The organism is Nocardioides maradonensis, assembly GCF_054777115.1.
The window spans coordinates 84430-102507 of the sequence record NZ_BAAHAZ010000003.1 but is presented as its reverse complement, the minus strand read 5'-3'; the positions used below and the strand labels follow the sequence as shown (position 1 = coordinate 102507).

The window sequence follows — 18078 nt, the reverse complement described above, 5'->3', positions numbered from 1 at the left end:
CGGGGTCCCCGACAAGTTGTTCGCTGGAGGAGCGAAGCGGGGGAAGCGAAGAACTTGGTGGGGTGAATTTCATGCCATCCCCTGCTTCCGGAGCAGCTCGGCCAGCTCGTAGAGGGCGCCGAGGTCGACCCCGCCGGCGAGCCGGGGGAGCTCGTACGTCGGCACGCCCAGGTCGGCCACGACCGCACGCTGGCTGTCCTCGAGGGCGCGGCGCTCGGCGTACTCCTGCGCCTCGGTGAGCAGCCCGTCGACGAGCGTGCTGTCGTGCGGCAGGCCGATCGCGGCGAGGTCGGCCGCGATCGCGGCACCGTCGAGGGTGCCGGCTCGCGCCGCCACCAGGTCGGCGTCGCTGAGGTCGCTGGGGCGCGTCATGTTGACCACCACGCCGCCGACCGGGAGCTTCGCGTGGCGCAGCTCCTGGATCCCGTCGGCCGTCTCCTGCACCGGCATCTCCTCGAGCACGGTCACCAGGTGCACGGCGGTCCGGGGTGAGCGGAACAGCGTCATCATCGTGTCGCTCTGCGACTTGATGGGCCCGACCTTCGCCAGCCCGGCGAGCTCGTTGCTGACGTTGAGGAACTGGGTGATGCGGCCGGTCGGCGGCGCGTCGAGGACCACGGCGTCGTACTCGATGGCGCCCTTGTTGCGGCTGTTGCGCTGGACCGCCTCGTAGACCTTGCCGGTCAGCAGCACGTCCCGTACGCCGGGCGCGATCGTGGTCGCGAACTCGATCACGCCGAAGCGGTCGAGCGCCCGCCCGGCGCGGCCGAGGCGGTAGTACATGGCGAGGTACTCCAGCAGCGCCGACTCGGCGTCGACGTGCAGCGCGTGGACGGTGCCGTGGTTGCCGGCGTCGTCGGGCAGGCCGGTGGCGAGGCGGCGCTCCGCGTAGGGGAGCGGGTCGACGTCGAACATCCGGGCGATGCCCTGGCGCCCCTCGACCTCGCACAACAGAACGTTCTTCCCGGCCCCGGCAAGCGCGAGCGCCAGTGCCGACGCGACCGTCGACTTGCCCGTGCCCCCCTTGCCGGTGACGACGTGCAGACGCACCCGGCTCCAATCGCTCACCGGGGCAGCGTAGCGACCTGGGGCCGTGAGTATCGTGCGAGTCATGACCAAGTGGGAGTACCAGGTAGCGCCCGTCCTCAACCATGCGGCGGCGCAGATCCTCAACAACTTCGGCCACGACGGCTGGGAGCTCGTCGCGGTGATCCCGAGCCCGCAGGGCAACGACCTGGCCTACTTCAAGCGGCCGGTCGAGGGCTGAGTCATGACCGTCGAGGCGCGTCTCGCGGAGCTCGGGCTGACCGTTCCCGAGGTGGTGCCGCCGGTGGCGGCGTACGTGCCGGCCGTGCGGGTGGGCTCGCTGGTGTACACCGCCGGCCAGCTGCCGATGCGCGACGGTTCCCTCGTCGCTGTGGGCAAGGTCGGTGACGCGGTCACCGCCGAGGTGGCCACCGAGTGCGCCCGCCAGTGCGCGCTCAACGCGATCGCCGCGATCAGGTCGGTCGCGGGCTCCCTGGAGAACGTGCGGATCGTCAAGGTCGTGGCGTTCGTCGCCTCGACGCCGGACTTCACCGGTCAGCCGGGCGTCGCCAACGGGGCGTCCAACCTGTTCGGTGACGTCTTCGGCGATGCGGGGGTGCACGCTCGCTCGGCCGTCGGCGTACCGGTCCTGCCGCTGGACGCGCCCGTCGAGGTCGAGGTCATCGCCGAGATCCTGCAGCCATGACCGGTACGCCGCCGGCCCGCGGCCTCGCACGGATCCCGCTCCCGCAGCGCCTGGTCGACCAGGCGCACGCGTTCGCGTCCGGGGAGCAGGAGCCGGCCGAGCCGCGCAACGCCGCCACGGTGGTGCTGCTGCGGCCGGGCGCGGCCGGGTCGGAGGTGTACCTCCTGCTGCGCCAGGCCTCGATGGCGTTCGCGGCCGGCATGGCGGTGTTCCCGGGCGGTGGCGTCGACCCCCGCGACCACGACCACGCGGTGGCGTGGGCCGGGCCGAGCGCGGCGGAGTGGGCCGAGCGGCTGGGCACGACCGAGGAGCTCGCCCGCGCGCTCGTGTGCGCGGCCGTGCGGGAGACCTTCGAGGAGTCGGGCGTGCTGCTGGCCGGACCGTCGGCCGACGCGGTCGTCGCGGACACCAGCGGCGACGACTGGGAGGCCGATCGCCAGGCGCTCGAGGCGCACGAGCTGGCCTTCACCGATTTCCTCGACCGGCGCGGGCTGGTGCTCCGCACGGACCTGCTCGGCGCGTGGGCGGGCTACCTGACGCCGGTCTTCGAGCCGCGCCGGTTCCGCACCTGGTTCTTCGTCGCCGAGCTCCCCGTGGGTCAGGTGACCCGCGACGTGTCGAGCGAGGCGACCGAGGTGCAGTGGCGGCCGCTGCCGGACGTGCTGACGTCGGTGGAATCCGGCGAGCTGATGATGCTGCCGCCGACGTACCTCACCTGCCTGGAGATCGCGGGCCTGACGCCCGCGGAGGCGGTGGCCGCGTCGGTGCGGCAGGACCTCACCATGTTCATGCCCGAGGTCGTTGCCGACGGTGAGGAGTTCGTGCTCTCCCGTCCGCCCCGCTTCGACCGCCTGCTCGCGGAGCGGTTCGGATGAGCGAGGCCTGGACCGGCGGTGCGTACGGCGAACGTGGCCGGTGCGTCCTCGCCCCGAACCCGGGGATCATGACGCTGGACGGCACCAACACCTGGGTGCTGCGCGAGCCCGGCTCGTCGTCCTCCGTCGTCGTCGACCCGGGGCCGCTGGACGACGGGCACCTGGACGCCGTGGCCGAGGTGTGCGGCACGGTGACGGCCGTCGTCGTCACCCACCACCACGCCGACCACACCGAGGCGGCGCGATCGTTCGCGGAGCGGATGGGCTGCGGCGTACGCGGCCTGGATCCCGCGCAGTGCTGGCGGTCCGAGCCCGTCGTCGACGGCGAGGTCCTCGTCGCAGGCGACCTGTCCGTCGAGGTGATCACGACGCCGGGCCACACCCGTGACTCGATCTCACTGGTCCTGGATGCCGATCGGGCGCTGCTGACCGGGGACATGGTGCTCGGCCGCGGCACCACCGTGATCGTGCACCCGGACGGCGACCTGGGCGGCTACTTCTCCTCCTTGGAGCGGATGCGGGCGCTGGTGAGCTCGGGGCGCGTCTCGTCGCTCTGGCCTGCCCACGGGCCGGTCCTCCCCGACGCGGGCGCAGTCCTCGATCACTACAAGGTCCACCGCCAGGAGCGCCTCGCCCAGGTCGAGTCGGCCCTCCGGCGGCTGGGGATCGACACCCTCCTACCCGATGCCGCCGAGGACCCGGTGCTGCCGCGCCAGGTCGTCGAGATCGTGTACGCCGACGTCGACGAGTCCCTCTGGGGCGCGGCCGAGTGGTCGGTGCGGGCCCAGCTGGCCTACCTGGCGACCCGGTAGCGCTCCAGCAGGGTGACCCCGTCGCGTCGGTCGACGAGCCGGTAGCCGTGGATCGACGGCACCGCTGTGGTGATCGCGTCGCCGGCGCCGCACCGGTCCTGGGCGGGGTCGGTCGCGTCGAAGACGAGCCACTGCGGCGGCGTCGGGGTGGGGAGCGACCCGGGGGACAGGCACACCTCGCTGACCGTGGTGCGGGCGGCGAGCTGGGCCGCGAGCCGGTTCGAGGCCGCGACCGTGGCGCCGGAGGGGATCTCGGCGAGGATCGTGCGGACCGCGCGCAGGTGCGGGCCGGTCTCCCACAGGGACGGTGACAGCAGCGTGTGCAGCGGGTGCGCGGCGAACGTGATCGCCGTGACCGTGCTGCCGAGCCAGCAGGCCGTACGTCGTAGCGAGTGGGGGACGGTCCCGGCCGCTTGGATCGCCGCGGCGAACACGACCGGCATCACAACTGCGCTGTAGTGGAAGTGCGTGCCCCAGTAGTGCGGGTTCGATGCGGTGAAGCGCCACGCCAGTGTCGGGGTCGCCACCACCAGGAGCGGCGAGCGCACCGCGAGGAAGCCGGTCGGGGCGAGGAGCATCGACACCGTCAGCCACTTGGTCAGCGGCCCCGCGATCCCGGCCAGGTCCAGGCACGCGTAGGCGAAGTGGCCGCCGGGGTTGAGGGCCGGGAGGGCCACGCACATCTCGAAGGCGGTTGCCGCGATGCCGGTGGCGGCGAGAGCGAGTCCGAGTCGTCGCGGCCCGCGCCAGGCGATGACGGCGCCGACGGCAGCGACCGTCAGGCCGAGGTCCTCCTTCACCAGCACGAGCGGCAGGGACCAGAGTGCCGCGGTCGTCCAGCGTTCCTGTCCGAGCGCGCAGACGGCGTACGCCACGAGCGGCACGGCGAAGGCGACCTCGTGGAAGTCGAAGCCCACCAGCTCCGCGATGCCCCAGGACGCTGCGTAGGAGAGGCCGATCCACCAGGCGAACCGGCTGCCGACGGCCGTACGCGCCCACCGCATGAGCGGGAGCACCGGAACCGCCGCGAGGATCGCCTGCGCGACGAGGAGGGTCACGGCGGACGGAAACACCCGGTAGAACGGGGCGATCACTGCCAGGATCGGGTGGAAGTGGTCGCCGAGTGCGTTGTAGTGAGGCCCCTTCAAGGGCGCGTACGGCGCCGTGAGGTCGGCGTACGACTTCACGACCTGGGTGAAGATGCCGAGGTCGAAGCCGGTGGCCTGTCCCTCGGTGTAGCGGCGGATGCCGAGCAGGAGGTACGCCGCCGCGCAGGCTGCCGCGAACCCCATCTCGCTCCACCGCACGCGGGCGCGCGGGAGCACGGTGGAGCCTTCCTTCGTGGCTCACTCACCTGTGAGTGAGCGGGATTCACTCACATGTGAGTGAGCCGGCGGCGTCGGCGCCGCCAGAGGGCGGCGGCGACAACAAGGAGAGCGGTGGCGCCAGCGCCGACCAGCACAGCGGGGTGACCGGTTCCGGAGCCGGGCGGAGCGAGCGACCAGCTCGGCGCGGCTCGCGGCACCGTCAGGTGACCGGGTCTCATCAGGTCGGTGGCGATCGTCAGGCCTGAGATGCCGGGCGCGACCGTGATGAGCGGGAGCGTGCTCGTGCGACCGGGTTCGGTCTCGACGACCGTCGTCGACCGATGCGGATCGGAGCGGTGCAGGAGGACCCGGCCTGCAGCGAGGTGACCAGCGACGGTCGGGCGGGCGGTGCTCCCCGTCACGGTCGCGAGCATTCCTGTGTCGCTCACCGTGATGGTGCGGGTCCACGTGGTGAGGCCACCGGAGCGGAGGTCGGCCAGCTCTGCCGGGGTCGGCGCGGGAACCGTGCGGATGGAGGCCGCATGGTGCCTCGTCCCGAAGAAGTGGATGACGCCGCCGACGTACTTCGACAACGGTTCGTAGGTGTCCGGCGTCCACGCGCTCACCGGTACGCCGCCCCAGCCGACCCACTGGCTGTTCGCGGACCAGGTGAGGCCGAGGACGTTCACGGCATGTGCTGCGCCCTGGGACTTGCTGCTCACCCGTTGCTCATAGATCTGGCCGCCGACGAGATCGACGACGGTGACGGATGTCCACAGGTCGTCCGGGTAGCCCAGGTGCGGTGCGACAGCTCCCCACGCCAACTTGCGCCCGTCCGGCGACAGGGCGACGGCATGGACGCCCCGGGTCGGCCAGGCGTTCTCGGGGTACGGTGTCGGGTCGTAGCGTCGATATGCGCCGGTCGCGGCGTCCACCACGACGACCTGGCCACGTCCGTCCACGAAGGCGGCCGCGGCTCGTCCAACGATGGCCCCGCCCCACGGTTGCAGCTGGCCGGGTGGTGCGTAGAGATGGTTCGGCACGCCGACGACGGCTCGTCCCACGGGCTGGCCGTCGTAGCCCGGCTGTCCGGCACCCTCGCGTCCGACAAGGAGGGTCACGCCGAGAACAGCGCCGAGCACCAGGCACCCCGCGGCCACCACGCTCGCCGCGATCCTCGAGCGTGCGGTCGCCCGCCGCCCGCGTCGGTAGGTGTCCGAGGGGACCGAGGCGACCGGCGCGGTGTCGGCGAGGCGGGCCAGCTGTTCGCGGAGCTCGTCGCGGCTCATGACACACCCTCCAGCAGGGTCTCGAGGTGCGGCGCGACCACGCGCAGGCGGGCCAGCGCCTCGCGGGTCGTCGACTTCACGGTGCCGGCGCCGATCCCGAGGACCCGGGCGGTCTCGACCTCGGTGAGGTCCTCGTAGAAGCGCAGGACGAGCACGGTGCGCTGGCGTGGTGTGAGCAGGCGCAGGGCGGCGTCCAGGCTGAGCCGCAGGTCCGGGTCGGGAGCGGCGGCATCCGCGCGGTCGTCGTACGTCGACAACGGGATCTCGGGCACCCGTGACCGCGACCGCCGCCACCGGGAGATGTTCTGGTTGGCCATGATCCGCCGGACGTACGGCTCGGGGTCGCCAGCGATCCGGTGCCACGCCTTGGCCGCCTGGACCAGCGTGACCTGGACCAGGTCCTCGGCGAGGTGCGCGTCGCCGGTCAGCAGGAACGCGGTGCGGGAGAGCGCGGGCGTGCGCGCGGCGACGTACTGCTCGAACGCCGCCCGAGATGCTTCACGAACCACAACGGCCCCCTTTCACCGGTACCTACGCACCGGGAGAGGGGGCCGGGGGTGGCAAGCTGCGATCTTTCGGTGATCGAGCCTGTCGAGCTTCAGCGGGCGCGGCGTGCCATCCGCTCCATGTCCATGATCACGACCGAGCGCGGCTCGAGCCGCAGCCAGCCGCGCGAGGCGAAGTCGGCGAGGGCCTTGTTGACGGTCTCGCGGGAGGCACCGACCAGCTGGGCGAGCTCCTCCTGGGTGAGGTCGTGGTGGACGTGCACGCCGTCGTCGGCGGTGCGGCCGAAGCGCTCGGCGAGGTCGAGCAGCGCCTTGGCGACGCGGCCGGGCACGTCGGAGAACACCAGGTCCGCGACGACGTCGTTGGCCTTGCGCAGGCGGCCGGCGAGCTGGGCGAGCAGGCCGCGGGCGACGGCCGGGCGGCCCTCGAGCCAGCGCAGCAGGTCCTCGTGGGACAGCGAGGCGAAGTCGGCGTCGGTCACGGCGGTCACGGTCGCGGAGCGCGGGCCCGGGTCGAACAGCGACAGCTCACCGAACATCTGGCCGGGGCCCATGATCGCGAGCAGGTTCTCGCGGCCGTCCGAGGAGGTCCGGCCGAGCTTGACCTTGCCCTCGAGCACGACGTAGAGCCGGTCGCCGGTGTCACCCTCGTGGAAGAGGACCTCGCCGCGGCGCAGGTGGGTCTCGCCCATCGACGACCGGAGGGCGGTCATCGCCTCGTCGTCGAGGGCACTGAACAGTGGCGCCTGACGGAGTACGTCGTTGTCCACGCTGCCTCCAAGTTCACGTCGACGACGCACCCCGACCCCCCGCTGAGGCCGACACACACGTCGTCTCGCCGAATCCTAGCCAGTGGCCCACTTCACACCTAACAGCAGACGTACGTCGGGAGCGTCGGTGTCGCCCCGTAGGCTGACCCGCGTGCGGCCGATCGACACCTCCGGGGAGACCCCGACCCAGCTGGTGCGACGGGCCCGCAAGATCGACCGGGTGCTCGCCGAGACCTACCCCGACGCCAAGGCCGAGCTGGACTTCGACAACCCGTTCCAGTGCCTGGTCGTCACCGTGCTGTCCGCGCAGACCACCGACAAGCGGGTCAACGCGGTCCGCCCGATCCTCTTCGCGGCGTACCCCGACCCGGCGGCCATGGCCGCCGCCGATCGAGCCCACCTGGAGCAGATCGTCGGCCCGCTCGGCTTCTTCCGCGCCAAGTCCGACAACCTGCTCAAGCTCGCCGCCGCCCTCGTGGAGCGCTACGACGGCCAGGTGCCGGGCCGGCTCGAGGACCTCGTGACGCTGCCCGGCGTCGGTCGCAAGACCGCGAACGTGGTGCTCGGCAACGCCTTCGACGTCCCCGGCATCACCGTCGACACCCACTTCGGCCGGCTCGCCCGCCGCCTGGGCTGGACAGACGAGACCGACCCGGTGAAGGTCGAGCACGCGATCGGCGCGCTCTTCCCGAAGCGGGACTGGACGATGCTCAGCCACCACCTCATCTGGCACGGCCGGCGCATCTGCCACGCCAAGAAGCCCGCGTGCGGGGCGTGCCCGGTGGCGCGGTGGTGCCCGTCGTACGGCGCCGGTCCGACGGACCCGGTCGAGGCGGAGAAGCTGGTCCGCACCGAGGGCCCCAACTGATGCGGCGCCCGCTTGCCGCGGCCGGGGTGGCCGCCCTCAGCGCAACCGTGCTGCTCACGTCGTGCGACGCGAAGTCCGCCGTGGGCGCGTGCAACGTCGTGGTCAACACCACCGATCTGGCCCAGGCCCGCCAGCACTTCCACATCGCCGACTGCACGCCCTCCACGCTCGCCGTCGACGACTCAGCTCCTGCCACGACGCTCCCCGACACGGCGATCGGCTGTCTCGGCAGCCCAGCGACACCTGCCCTCGCCGACATCAAGGGCCCGGCGATCATCAACTTCTGGGCCTCCAACTGCGGGCCGTGCGTCAAGGAGATGCCGGCTCTCGCCGCCTTCGCCAAGGAGTACGCCGGGCAGGTGACCGTCGTGGGCGTCGACTACCTCGACACCTTCCCCAAGGCAGCCATGCTGCTGGCCGAGAAGTCGAACGTCACGTACCCGCTGCTGGCCGATCCGTGCGGCGAGCTGCAGCAATCGAGCATGGACCCGCCGAGCGCCCTGCCGACCTTCTACTTCGTGACCGCTGATGGCACGGTGTCGAACCCGGTGGCGGGTGGCCTCGATTCCGTGCAGGAGGTGGTCGACCTCGCGGCCCAGCACGGGATCACCCTGAAGCAGGCCGGATGACCGCCCCCGACGGCCCGAAGTGGCTGGAACAGATCGCGGCCGGAGCTGCCCGGATCCAGGGCAAGGACCTGACCGCGTTCCTGCCGCCCGAGGGCAGCGACCCGCGCCGTGGTGCGGTGCTGATGCTGATGGCGGAGGGGCCCGAGGGCCCCGACGTGCTCCTCACCGAGCGGGCGCACGACATGCGCTCCCACCCCGGCCAGGTGTCCTTCCCGGGCGGCAGCATCGACCCGGGGGAGACCGCGGTCGAGGCGGCGCTGCGCGAGGCCGAGGAGGAGGTCGGGCTCGATCCGCTGGCGGTCGAGGTCTTCGCGACCTTGCCGGAGCTGTGGCTGCCGCCGTCGAACTTCGCCGTCACCCCCGTCGTCGGCTACTGGCGCGACCCTGTCGACCTTGTCGTCGTGTCGCCCGCCGAGGTGCATGCGATCCACCGGGTGTCGATCCGCGAGCTGGTCGACCCGACGCACCGGATCCAGGTGCGCCACCCCGGCGGCTGGGTGGGTCCGGGCTTCCTGATCGGCGAGGACAAGGACGTCATCCTGTGGGGCTTCACGGGCGGCATCCTCACCCGGTTCCTGGACTTCATCGGCTGGTTGCCCCCGGTGGCCGACCCGCCGGTGCATGATCTCCCCGACTACATGTTGGCCGAGTACGTGCGGCGTACGGGGGACTGATGAACCTTCTGGACTGGCTCCTGGTCCTGCTCGTCCTCGCCTATGCGCTCTCCGGCTACTGGCAGGGCTTCGTCACCGGTGCGTTCGCGACGGCCGGGCTGCTGACCGGTGGCCTGTTCGGGATCTGGCTCGCGCCCACGGTGCTGCGCAGCGCGAGCCCGTCGCTGCTGGTCTCCCTCGGCGCGCTGTTCATCGTCATCGTGAGCGCGTCGCTGGGCCAGGCGCTGATGCAGTACGTCGGCGCGCGCGTCCGCGACAAGATCACCTGGCGCCCGGCCCGGGTCCTCGACGCGCTCGGTGGAGCGGTCCTCAGCTCCCTGGCCGTGCTGCTCGTCGCGTGGGCGCTCGGCGTCGCGATCAGCGGCACCCGGATCGGCCCGATCACGGCGCTGGTGCGCAGCTCCGAGGTCCTCGCCAAGGTCAACGGCGCGCTCCCGGGCGCAGCGCCCAAGGCGCTGCAGGCCTTCAACAACGTGGTCGGTACCGGCTTCTTCCCGCGCTACCTCGAGCCGTTCGCGCCGGAGCAGATCACCAACGTCCCGCCCGGCCCGAAGGACCTCCCGGGCACGGCCAAGGTGCTCGCCACGCAGGCCAGCATCGTCAAGATCCGCGGCGCCAACTCCTGCGGACGCGGCGTCGAGGGCAGCGGCTTCGTGTACGCCGAGAACCGGGTCATGACCAACGCGCACGTGGTCGCCGGTGTCCACGACCCCGAGGTGGAGATCGACGGCGAGACCGAGCTCGCGCGGGTCGTCCACTACGACCCCGAGCTCGACATCGCGATCCTCGAGGTCGACACCCACGGCGCCACCGGGCTGAAGTTCGCGACCGGCTCCGGCGCGGTGCAGGCCCAGGACCCGGTCGCCATCATCGGCTACCCCCAGGACGGGCCGTTCGACATCGAGACCGGCCGGGTGCGCGCCCAGCAGCGGCTGCGCTCTCCGGACATCTACGGCTCCGGCACGGTCCTGCGCGACGTCTACTCGCTGCGCGGCCTGGTGCGCCCGGGCAACTCCGGCGGCCCGATCGTGACGCCGGCGGGCAAGGTCGCGGGGGTGGTCTTCGCGGCCTCGGTCACCGACCCGGACACCGGCTACGCCCTCACCGCCGACCAGGTCCAAGGGGCTGCCGCCCAGGGGCGGACCGACGACACCGAGGTCGGGACGGGCGCCTGCGCGGGCTGATCGTTCCCGGTCCGCCTCGGGCAGCTGTAACACGTTGTTCGACGCTGTAGGTGCATCGAATTGCGCTGTAGTACGACGAGATTTCGGCGTACTACAGCGCTGAACAACGTGTTACAGCGGCGCGGACCGACCGCAGGCTCACCCCGGCAGCACCACCGAGAACCGGCACCCGCCCAGGCCCGTGAGGTTCTCCACCGCCACCCGGCCCCGGTGGGCCTCGACGATGCCCTTGACGATCGCCAGGCCGAGGCCCGCTCCCTGACCCAGGTCGGCGTCGCCCGGCGTACGGGCGCTGCTGCCCTGCCAGCCGAGGTCGAAGACGCGGTCGATCTCCTCGGCGCGCAGACCGCCGCAGCCGTCGCTGACGCACACCTCCACGCCGTCGCCCCGCTGCCGGCCGATCACCTCGACGACCCCGTCGGCCGGGGTGTGCCGGATCGCGTTCATCAGCAGGTTCGACAGCACGCGGGAGAGGCCGGCGGGGTCGGCGGTGACCTCCAGGCCGACGTCGACCGAGCCGCCGATCCGGACGTTGCGGGCCCGCGCCACCGGATCGGCTCCCGCGATCGCCTCGCTCACCAGGTCGCCCACAGCCAGGGTGGTCGGGTTGAGCTTGAGCACGCCGGCGTGGATCCGGGAGAGCTCGAAGAGGTCGTCGACCATCGCCGCCATCCGGTCGACCTCGGTCCGGATCTGCTGGTGGAAGCGGGCCGGGTCGGCCGCCAGGCCGTCCTCGAGCGCCTCGGCCATCGCGCGCAGCCCGGCCAGCGGGGTCCGCAGGTCGTGCGACACCCAGGACACCAGCTCCCGGCGGGCCTCCTCGAGGCGCAGCTCGCGCAACCGCGCCTGCTCGAGCCGCCGCTGGGTCTCGGCCAGCTCCTCCGCCACCGCCCGCAGCTCGCGCGGGCCACCCGACCCGGCCGTGCTCACCACGCCCGGGCCCATGCCGCGGACCTGCGTCTGCAACGCGGTCGACCAGCGGGCCAGCGGCCAGCCGACCGCGAGCGCGACGACCACCGCGACCACGGTCGCGACCGACGCGACCACGGTGACGACGAGGAGGTCGTGGGAGGACAGGAACATCAGCTGGGCGATGGCCAGCGTGCCGGCGTACGAACCGAGCCCGGCGATCGCGACGAGGAGCACGACGTGCCAGCGCAGCGACCAGCCACGGGTGAGCCAGGCCAGTGCCAGGCCGACGGCCCCGACCACCACCGCCGCGAGGGCGGCCACCCAGACGATCTCGAGGAACGCACCCGTGCTCATCGTGGCTCCCATCGGTAGCCGACGCCCCACACCGTGAGCAGTCGGGTCGGGTTGGTCGGGTCGTGCTCGACCTTCTCGCGCAGGCGGCGGACGTGCACGGTGACCGTCGAGCGGTCGCCGATGGTCCAGCCCCACACGTGGTGCAGCAGGTCCTCACGGGTGAACGCGGTGGACGGGTGCGCGACCAGGTAGCGCAGCAGGTCGAACTCGCGCACGGTCAGGGCGAGCGGCTCGCCGGCGAGGGTGGCGACGTGCCGGGCTCCGTCGATGACGAGGTCGCCGTCGGTGAGCGTCTCCTCGACGACCGCGGGCGCTGCGGTACGCCGGAGCACGGAGTCCACCCGCAGCGCGAGCTCGCGCGGGCTGAACGGCTTGCCCACGTAGTCGTCCGCGCCGAGCTCGAGACCCACGACCCGGTCCGCCTCGCTGCCCAGCGCGGTCAGCATGATGATCGGGACGTCGCGCTGCGCGCGCAGCTGACGCGTCACCTCGAGGCCGTCCATGCCGGGCAGCATCAGGTCCAGCACGACCAGGTCCGACGGCTGGTCGGACATCAGGAGCAGCGCCGACTCGCCGTCGGCCGCCTCGACCGTCTCGTGGTCGTGGGCGCGCAGGTACGTCGCCAGCACCTCGCGCACCGTCGCGTCGTCGTCGACGACCATCACCCTCGCCACCCGCGCGACCTCCTGAGTCGTCCCAGCGCCGCGGCGACCACCGCGGCGCCGATGATCACCAGCGTGACGGCCAGCAGCCCGATCGGGTAGTCCCGGTCCAGCAGGGTGCCGTTGCTGCCGCCCCGGTGGGACCGGGTGAGCACCGCGAAGGCGGCGACCGCGACGGTCCCGACCAGGGTGAGTGCGACGGCGACGGCGCGAGCCGGGCCGGCCGGCAGGCGGCGCTGTACGAGCCAGCCGACGGCGAGGGTGAGCGGTGCCAGCACCGCGTCGTGGAGGACCACCGCGGCGACCGCCCACTCGCCGACCTGGATCAGCTGCGGGACGGTCTGGTCGCGGACGAGCAGCCAGGCGGCGTACGCCATGAGGAGGGTGCCGGCCGCGACGAGCGAGGAGCGCAGGACACGCATCAGAGCACCTCGATCCGGGCGATCCACTTGGTCTGCAGCGCGCCGGGCCGGTCCGGCGCGATCAGCCGGACCGGGTAGCCGTGGTCGAGCGACAGCGGCTCGCCGTCCAGCGCCAGGGCCAGCAGGGTGCGCGGGTCGTCCGCGAAGTCTGCGGGCAGCGTGCTCACCCGCTCCGGGCCCTGGGGCTCCAGCGACGTCACCACGACCGCGCGTCCGCGAGGCGAGCCGACCCGGTCCAGGAGCACCCGCAGCGGTACGCCGGTCCACGACCCGTCCGCGCTCCAGCCCTCGACGCAGGCGATCGGGAGGGTGTGGGTCGACTGCGGCAGGGCGAGCAGGTCGGCCCGGGCGAACGTCGTGCTCCCGCCGGCGTGGTCGATCCGGCAGCGGTAGCCGGCGCTCAGGGCGGCCGGCGCCACCCGCGCATCGGCTGCGGTGCGGTTGACCGGGATGCCCGAGCGACGCGAGCGCGGTGAGAGGACCGCGAGCCGGTCCAGGCCGGGCACGGTGCCGGTCGCCGAGCTGGTGGTGACCACGGCGACGGCCGCGGCGAGCCAGCCGGTCCGGATGACGGCGCGGCGTCCGACCACGCCCGCGACGACGGCCTCCGGCCGGTCGCGGTCGACGCTGTCCACATCGTTGGTCAGCGCGTCGCGGATGACCGGCAGCTTGACCGCGACGTGCACCAGCAGCGCGCCGATCACCGCCCAGGCGAGGGCGTAGTGCGTGGCGCGGAAGTCGAAGCGCCAGACGTACCACTGCGCGACGTTCATGACGCCGATCGCCAGCTCCAGGAGCGATCCCGCCACCAGCACCGCGATCGATCCGCGCTCGAGGGCGGCCAGGACCACCTCGCCGAGCCGCCGGGGCAGCGCCTGGAACAGCCGGGGGTAGACCGCCCAGAGCTTGACCAGCAGCAGCGGGATCGCGGCCGTCCCGCTCACCACGTGCAGGGTCTGGGTGAGTCGGTAGCCCCAGCTCGGCGACGCGGGGAACGCGACAGGCTGCTGCGGGAGCTGGGCGTAGTGGCTGATCAGCCCGGTCACGAAGCAGACGCCGAAGCAGATGCCGACCCAGATCCCGATCCGGGCCGCGACGGCCGGGCTGCGCAGCCGGGACGTGAACGCGCCGGTCTTCATGCTGCCTCCGTCAGTACGCCGACCCAGCGGCCGTGCGCCGTGCGCCGGGAGATTTCGACCAGCCCGGCGGCGTCGGCCAGGTCGGGCAGGGCATCGATCGACACGAGCGCCCACGGGAACCGCTCGCTGTGCCCGCACGCGCACTCGAGCCGGGCGTCGAAGTGGACCGACGGCTGCCCCGGCCCCGCGACCTCGACGACGACGCGCCCGCCGGGGTGGAGCAGCCGACGGGTGCGCGTCAGCAGTGCGACCGGGTCGCCGCCGATGCCGATGTTGCCGTCGGCGAGCAGCGCGGTCTCCCACCGGCCCTCGCCCGGGACCCGCGCGAAGACGTCGCGTCGGAGCGCGGCCGCGCCGCGGTCGACGGTCTGCCGGACCGCCTCGCCGACGACGTCGATGCCCAGCGTCACGTGGCCGCGCGCCGCGAGCTCGGCGACCATCCGGCCGGGCCCGCAGCCGATGTCGAGCGTGGCGCCGAGGCAGAGCTGGAGCAGCAGGTCGTCGGAGCCGTCGGTCGCGCGGGTCCAGTCCGCGACCGGGAGCCGGAGCCGTTGCGCGTCGGGAGTCGAGAGGTAGCAGGTCTCGCCGCGCAGCGCGTGGCTGAACACCTCGCCGGCAGGCAGGGTGGCGGTCATCGCGGCACCGCCTCCACGATCGCCGCCAGCGTCCGCGCGAAGCGGGTCCCCGGAGCGGCCGCCGCGATGCGGCGTGCCTCGGCCAGGTGGTCCGCGTCCTCGAGCACCGGGGCAGGCGCGACCTGCAGCCCGCCGCCGGTCAGGGCCGCCAGCGTGTCGTCGTACGTCGCCGGCCCCGACATGCGCACCCCACGGAGCAGCCGTCCGTCGTGGCCGGTGCGCAGAGCCAGGGCCCACCAGCCGCCGTCGGCAGCCGGCGCGAGCACGGCGTCGTGGCCGGCGAGGCCGGCCGCCATGCAGAGCAGCAGGGCAGGGGTGACCTGGGGTGTGTCCATCCCGACCTGGACCACCGGCCCGGGGATGCGCTGGTGCGCGTGGGCGAGCCGGTCGGCGAGGTCGCCCGAGCACTGGCGGACGACGGTCCAGCCGGTGAGGGCGTCGCGGAGCTCCGCCGCGTGCGGGCTGTCGGCGAGGTCGCCGTCGAGCGCCAGCCGGCAGCGGTTCGCCCCGAAGGTCGCCGTGCCCGCCACGATCGTGTCCAGCAGCGCGGCGGCCGCCAGGTCGGCGGCGAGGTCGACGCGGTCGCCGAGGTCGGCGGCCAACCGGGTCTTCACCCGCCCCACGACGGGGGACTTCGCGACCACCAGCAGCGTCGTCATGGCTGCACCGCCAGCACGCGTCCGAAGTCGCGGGCCGTCCGCAGCGTGCCCCGCACCGAGCCGGAGACCTTGGACCGCGTGCCGGCCGTGCGGGGCAGGTACGCGACGTCGCGCTCGACGATCCGCCAGCCCGCTCGGGCCGCCCGGTCGAGCAGCTCCACCGGGTAGCCCATCCCGCGATCGGCCACCCCGAGGTCGAGCAGCATCTCCCGGCGTACGACGCGGAGCGGGCCGATGTCGCGCACGTCGAGCTCCAGGCGCCGGCGGAGGACGGCGAGGACCAGCCGGTTGCCGAGCCGCGCGTGCCACGGCACCAGGCCTCGGCGTACTGGAACGCGACGGCCCATCGCCAGGTCCGCCGCCCCGGAACGTACCAGCGCGACGAGTGGCGCGATGTCGTCCGGGTCGAGGGATCCGTCCCCGTCCATCACCACGACGATCGGTGCGGTCGCGGCCAGGACGCCGGCGTGCACCGCAGCGCCGTACCCGCGCTGCGACGCGTGCACGACTACTGCGCCGGCGGCGCGCGCGACCGCGGCGGTGTCGTCGCTCGATCCGTTGTCGGCGACGATCACCCGCATTCCACCGGGGACCCGGGGCAGCAGCGCCCGCAACGACGGCCCCTCGTCGAGGCAGGGGAGGACGAGGTCGACGTCGGCGTACCCGCTCATCGCACGACCTCCCGCAGCCGGGCGGTCGCCAGCTCGCGGAGGCCGTCGCCGGGAGCGACGGCGGCCCGGAAGCCCAGCTCCCGCGTGGCCGCCTCGGGCGAGGCGACGACGTGCCGGACGTCCCCGAGCCGGTAGCCGCCCGTGGTCTTCGGCGTGATGCCGGCGCGCGCACCGAGGAGCCGCGCCACCTCACCGACCGTGACCGGCGTCCCCGATGCGATGTTGTACGCCGCCAGCGCGCCGGGCGCGGCCGTCCCGACCGCCCCCACCGCGGTCAGGTCGGCCGCCGCCACGTCGGCGACGTGCACGAGGTCCCGGGTCTGCCGGCCGTCCTCGAGCACCACAGGTGCCAGGCCGCGCTCGATCCGGGAGCGGAACATGGCCGCGACACCGCAGTACGACGTGTCGCGGGGCATGCCCGGGCCGTAGACGTTGTGGTACCGCAGCGCGATCACCCGGCCTCCGGTGGCCCGGGCCCATGCGGCGGCGTAGTGCTCCTGCGCGACCTTGCCGGCGGCGTACCCGCTGCGCGGGCGGAGCGGTTCGTCCTCACCGACGGCGAGCCAGTCCAGGTCGGCGCCGCAGGCCGGGCAGGGGTTCTCGAAGAGCCCGGCCTCGAGGCGCTCCACCGACCGCGCCACCGGCTGCTGCGGTCCGTGCACAGCGCACGCGTAGCGGCCCTCGCCGTACACGACCATCGAGGACGCGAGGACGAGTCGGTCGATGCCGTGCGCCGCCATCGCGGCGAGCAGCGCGGCCGTGCCGAGGTCGTTGTGGGCGGCGTACGCCGGCAGGTCGGCCGGCGACGTCTCGACGCCCACCATCCCGGCCTGGTGGCACACCACGTCGATCCCGTGCAGCAACCTGCCCCAGGCGGGGTCGTCCGCCGCCCGTCGTACGTCGAGCAGGTGGGTGCCCTCGGGCACCGCCGGTGTGGTGCCGTGCGCCTGGGGGAGCAGCAGGTCGACCGCGACCACCTCGTGGCCGTCACCCTCGAGGGCGGACCTGACGGCGGACCCGATGAAGCCGGCCGAGCCGGTCAGGAGCACCCTCATCGCTCGGCCCGCCCCGGCACTCCGTACGCCAGCTGCAGGCCGTCGGCCCACGTCGCACAGGTGCAGCCGTCCGGATCGGGCAGCTCCTTGATCGCGGCCGTGAGGACGTCTCCGAGCCGGTCGAGGTTCGCGGCGAACAGCCGGTGGACCTCCCGCTCGTCCACGCCGTCGCCCGGGTCGACGCCGGCGTCGAGGTCGGTCACGAGGGCCAGCGGCGAGTAGCAGAGCAGCATCTCGCGCGCCAGCACCGCCTCGGGATGGCCGGTCATGTTGACGAGGTCCCAGCCCTGGGCGGCGTACCACTGCGACTCGGCGCGGGTCGAGAACCGCGGCCCGTCGATCACGACCATGGTGCCGCCCCGGCGGACCTCGGCATCGGCGTCGGCCAGCACACCGCGCAGCCGCGCGCAGTAGGGGTCGGCGAAGGGCACGTGCGTCGCGCCGGTCTCGACGTACGTCTGGATGCGGCCGGTCGTGCGGTCGACGAGCTGATCCGGCACCACCAGCGAGCCCGGCGGCACGGAGGGCCGCAGGCTGCCGACCGCGCACGGCGCGAGCACCTGGCGCACCCTGAGGCTGCGCAGCGCCCACAGGTTCGCGCGATGGTTGATCGCGTGCGGTGCGAGGGAGTGTCGCTCGCCGTGCCGGGGGAGGAACGCGACGGCGTGGCCCGCCACCGCGCCCACCCGCACCGGCCCCGAGGGAGCGCCGTACGGCGTCCTGATCGCGACCGGCTCGGCGTCGTCCAACCAGCGGTAGAAGCCGGTGCCGCCGATGATCGCGACCGTGGCCCGAGGTGTGTCCATGGCAGTCAACCTGACAGCGGAACCCGCGTGGGAACAGGGTTCTGGGCCATCCGTCACCGCCTCGTAAGAACTTCCTTACGGACCCCTTACGGTCCCACCGCAGCCCTTCAGGAGGCC

General features: G+C 73.2%; 22 protein-coding genes. 8 read left to right on the top strand and 14 right to left on the bottom strand.

The window, feature by feature from the left end:
- Positions 1-69: 69 nt before the first annotated feature.
- Positions 70-1068, bottom strand: a complete 999-nt coding sequence (locus ACYVAQ_RS04030; RefSeq protein WP_460787178.1) for an ArsA-related P-loop ATPase — start codon at positions 1066-1068, stop codon at positions 70-72.
- Positions 1069-1111: 43 nt separating this feature from the next.
- Between ACYVAQ_RS04030 and ACYVAQ_RS04025 the strand changes: the two genes are divergently transcribed.
- The 4 genes from ACYVAQ_RS04025 to ACYVAQ_RS04010 are packed head-to-tail and all read left to right on the top strand — an operon-like array spanning position 1112 to position 3419.
- On the top strand, positions 1112-1267 hold the full coding sequence (locus ACYVAQ_RS04025) for a DUF4177 domain-containing protein (protein WP_460787177.1): 156 nt from the start codon (positions 1112-1114) through the stop codon (positions 1265-1267).
- Between the two features lie 3 nt (positions 1268-1270).
- On the top strand, positions 1271-1732 hold the full coding sequence (locus ACYVAQ_RS04020; protein ID WP_460787176.1) for a RidA family protein: 462 nt from the start codon (positions 1271-1273) through the stop codon (positions 1730-1732).
- Positions 1729-2607 carry an NUDIX hydrolase gene (locus ACYVAQ_RS04015; RefSeq protein WP_460787175.1) on the top strand — a complete coding sequence of 293 codons (879 nt, stop codon included), beginning with the start codon at positions 1729-1731 and terminating at the stop codon, positions 2605-2607. The genes ACYVAQ_RS04020 and ACYVAQ_RS04015 overlap by 4 nt, the downstream gene beginning before the upstream one ends.
- Positions 2604-3419 carry an MBL fold metallo-hydrolase gene (locus tag ACYVAQ_RS04010; RefSeq protein ID WP_460787174.1) on the top strand — a complete coding sequence of 272 codons (816 nt, stop codon included), beginning with the start codon at positions 2604-2606 and terminating at the stop codon, positions 3417-3419. The genes ACYVAQ_RS04015 and ACYVAQ_RS04010 overlap by 4 nt, the downstream gene beginning before the upstream one ends.
- Here ACYVAQ_RS04010 and ACYVAQ_RS04005 read toward each other — a convergent pair.
- The 4 genes from ACYVAQ_RS04005 to ACYVAQ_RS03990 all read right to left on the bottom strand — a co-directional run bounded on the left by ACYVAQ_RS04005 (position 3401) and on the right by ACYVAQ_RS03990 (position 7291).
- Positions 3401-4744: a DUF2079 domain-containing protein gene (locus ACYVAQ_RS04005; RefSeq protein WP_460787173.1), complete on the bottom strand. Its 1344-nt coding sequence runs from the start codon at positions 4742-4744 to the stop codon at positions 3401-3403. The two genes, ACYVAQ_RS04010 and ACYVAQ_RS04005, sit on opposite strands and share 19 nt — an antisense overlap.
- Before the next feature lie 50 nt (positions 4745-4794).
- Complete coding sequence (locus ACYVAQ_RS04000) at positions 4795-6015, bottom strand: hypothetical protein (RefSeq protein WP_460787172.1); 1221 nt, start codon at positions 6013-6015, stop codon at positions 4795-4797.
- Positions 6012-6524: a SigE family RNA polymerase sigma factor gene (locus ACYVAQ_RS03995; RefSeq protein ID WP_460787171.1), complete on the bottom strand. Its 513-nt coding sequence runs from the start codon at positions 6522-6524 to the stop codon at positions 6012-6014. The genes ACYVAQ_RS04000 and ACYVAQ_RS03995 overlap by 4 nt, the downstream gene beginning before the upstream one ends.
- 89 nt (positions 6525-6613) lie before the next feature.
- Positions 6614-7291: a Crp/Fnr family transcriptional regulator gene (locus tag ACYVAQ_RS03990; RefSeq protein WP_460787170.1), complete on the bottom strand. Its 678-nt coding sequence runs from the start codon at positions 7289-7291 to the stop codon at positions 6614-6616.
- 151 nt (positions 7292-7442) lie between these two features.
- On the opposite strand from ACYVAQ_RS03990, the gene nth reads away from it, so the two are divergent.
- The 4 genes from nth to ACYVAQ_RS03970 are packed head-to-tail and all read left to right on the top strand — an operon-like array spanning position 7443 to position 10646.
- Entirely contained in the window at positions 7443-8159 is a 717-nt protein-coding gene (gene nth / locus ACYVAQ_RS03985; protein ID WP_460787169.1) for an endonuclease III, read from the top strand.
- Positions 8159-8788, top strand: a complete 630-nt coding sequence (locus tag ACYVAQ_RS03980) for a TlpA family protein disulfide reductase (RefSeq protein ID WP_460787168.1) — start codon at positions 8159-8161, stop codon at positions 8786-8788. The genes nth and ACYVAQ_RS03980 overlap by 1 nt, the downstream gene beginning before the upstream one ends.
- Positions 8785-9462, top strand: coding sequence for an NUDIX hydrolase (locus tag ACYVAQ_RS03975; RefSeq protein WP_460787167.1), 678 nt, complete (start codon positions 8785-8787; stop codon positions 9460-9462). Before ACYVAQ_RS03980 ends, ACYVAQ_RS03975 begins: the two co-directional genes overlap by 4 nt.
- A complete protein-coding gene (locus ACYVAQ_RS03970; RefSeq protein ID WP_460787166.1) occupies positions 9462-10646 on the top strand; it encodes a MarP family serine protease in 1185 nt (394 codons plus the stop codon). Before ACYVAQ_RS03975 ends, ACYVAQ_RS03970 begins: the two co-directional genes overlap by 1 nt.
- Positions 10647-10784: 138 nt before the next feature.
- Here the strand turns inward: ACYVAQ_RS03970 and ACYVAQ_RS03965 are convergent, their stop codons facing one another.
- Genes ACYVAQ_RS03965 through ACYVAQ_RS03925 form a run of 9 tightly spaced genes read right to left on the bottom strand, consistent with a single transcriptional unit; the run spans position 10785 to position 17961 of the window.
- Complete coding sequence (locus ACYVAQ_RS03965; RefSeq protein WP_460787165.1) at positions 10785-11912, bottom strand: sensor histidine kinase; 1128 nt, start codon at positions 11910-11912, stop codon at positions 10785-10787.
- Positions 11909-12586 carry a response regulator transcription factor gene (locus ACYVAQ_RS03960; RefSeq protein ID WP_460787164.1) on the bottom strand — a complete coding sequence of 226 codons (678 nt, stop codon included), beginning with the start codon at positions 12584-12586 and terminating at the stop codon, positions 11909-11911. Before ACYVAQ_RS03960 ends, ACYVAQ_RS03965 begins: the two co-directional genes overlap by 4 nt.
- The gene (locus ACYVAQ_RS03955; protein ID WP_460787163.1) at positions 12574-12996 is read right to left on the bottom strand and encodes a hypothetical protein; all 423 of its coding nucleotides are present in this window, start codon (positions 12994-12996) and stop codon (positions 12574-12576) included. Before ACYVAQ_RS03955 ends, ACYVAQ_RS03960 begins: the two co-directional genes overlap by 13 nt.
- The gene (locus tag ACYVAQ_RS03950; protein WP_460787162.1) at positions 12996-14135 is read right to left on the bottom strand and encodes a molybdopterin-dependent oxidoreductase; all 1140 of its coding nucleotides are present in this window, start codon (positions 14133-14135) and stop codon (positions 12996-12998) included. The genes ACYVAQ_RS03955 and ACYVAQ_RS03950 overlap by 1 nt, the downstream gene beginning before the upstream one ends.
- Complete coding sequence (locus tag ACYVAQ_RS03945) at positions 14132-14770, bottom strand: class I SAM-dependent methyltransferase (protein WP_460787161.1); 639 nt, start codon at positions 14768-14770, stop codon at positions 14132-14134. Before ACYVAQ_RS03945 ends, ACYVAQ_RS03950 begins: the two co-directional genes overlap by 4 nt.
- Positions 14767-15429: a TIGR04282 family arsenosugar biosynthesis glycosyltransferase gene (locus ACYVAQ_RS03940; protein ID WP_460787160.1), complete on the bottom strand. Its 663-nt coding sequence runs from the start codon at positions 15427-15429 to the stop codon at positions 14767-14769. The genes ACYVAQ_RS03945 and ACYVAQ_RS03940 overlap by 4 nt, the downstream gene beginning before the upstream one ends.
- Positions 15426-16100 carry a glycosyltransferase family 2 protein gene (locus tag ACYVAQ_RS03935; protein ID WP_460787159.1) on the bottom strand — a complete coding sequence of 225 codons (675 nt, stop codon included), beginning with the start codon at positions 16098-16100 and terminating at the stop codon, positions 15426-15428. The genes ACYVAQ_RS03940 and ACYVAQ_RS03935 overlap by 4 nt, the downstream gene beginning before the upstream one ends.
- On the bottom strand, positions 16097-17155 hold the full coding sequence (locus ACYVAQ_RS03930) for an NAD-dependent epimerase/dehydratase family protein (RefSeq protein WP_460787158.1): 1059 nt from the start codon (positions 17153-17155) through the stop codon (positions 16097-16099). The genes ACYVAQ_RS03935 and ACYVAQ_RS03930 overlap by 4 nt, the downstream gene beginning before the upstream one ends.
- Positions 17152-17961 (bottom strand): S-methyl-5'-thioadenosine phosphorylase, encoded by an 810-nt coding sequence (locus ACYVAQ_RS03925; protein WP_460787157.1) that lies wholly within the window; start codon positions 17959-17961, stop codon positions 17152-17154. The genes ACYVAQ_RS03930 and ACYVAQ_RS03925 overlap by 4 nt, the downstream gene beginning before the upstream one ends.
- Positions 17962-18078 lie beyond the last annotated feature (117 nt).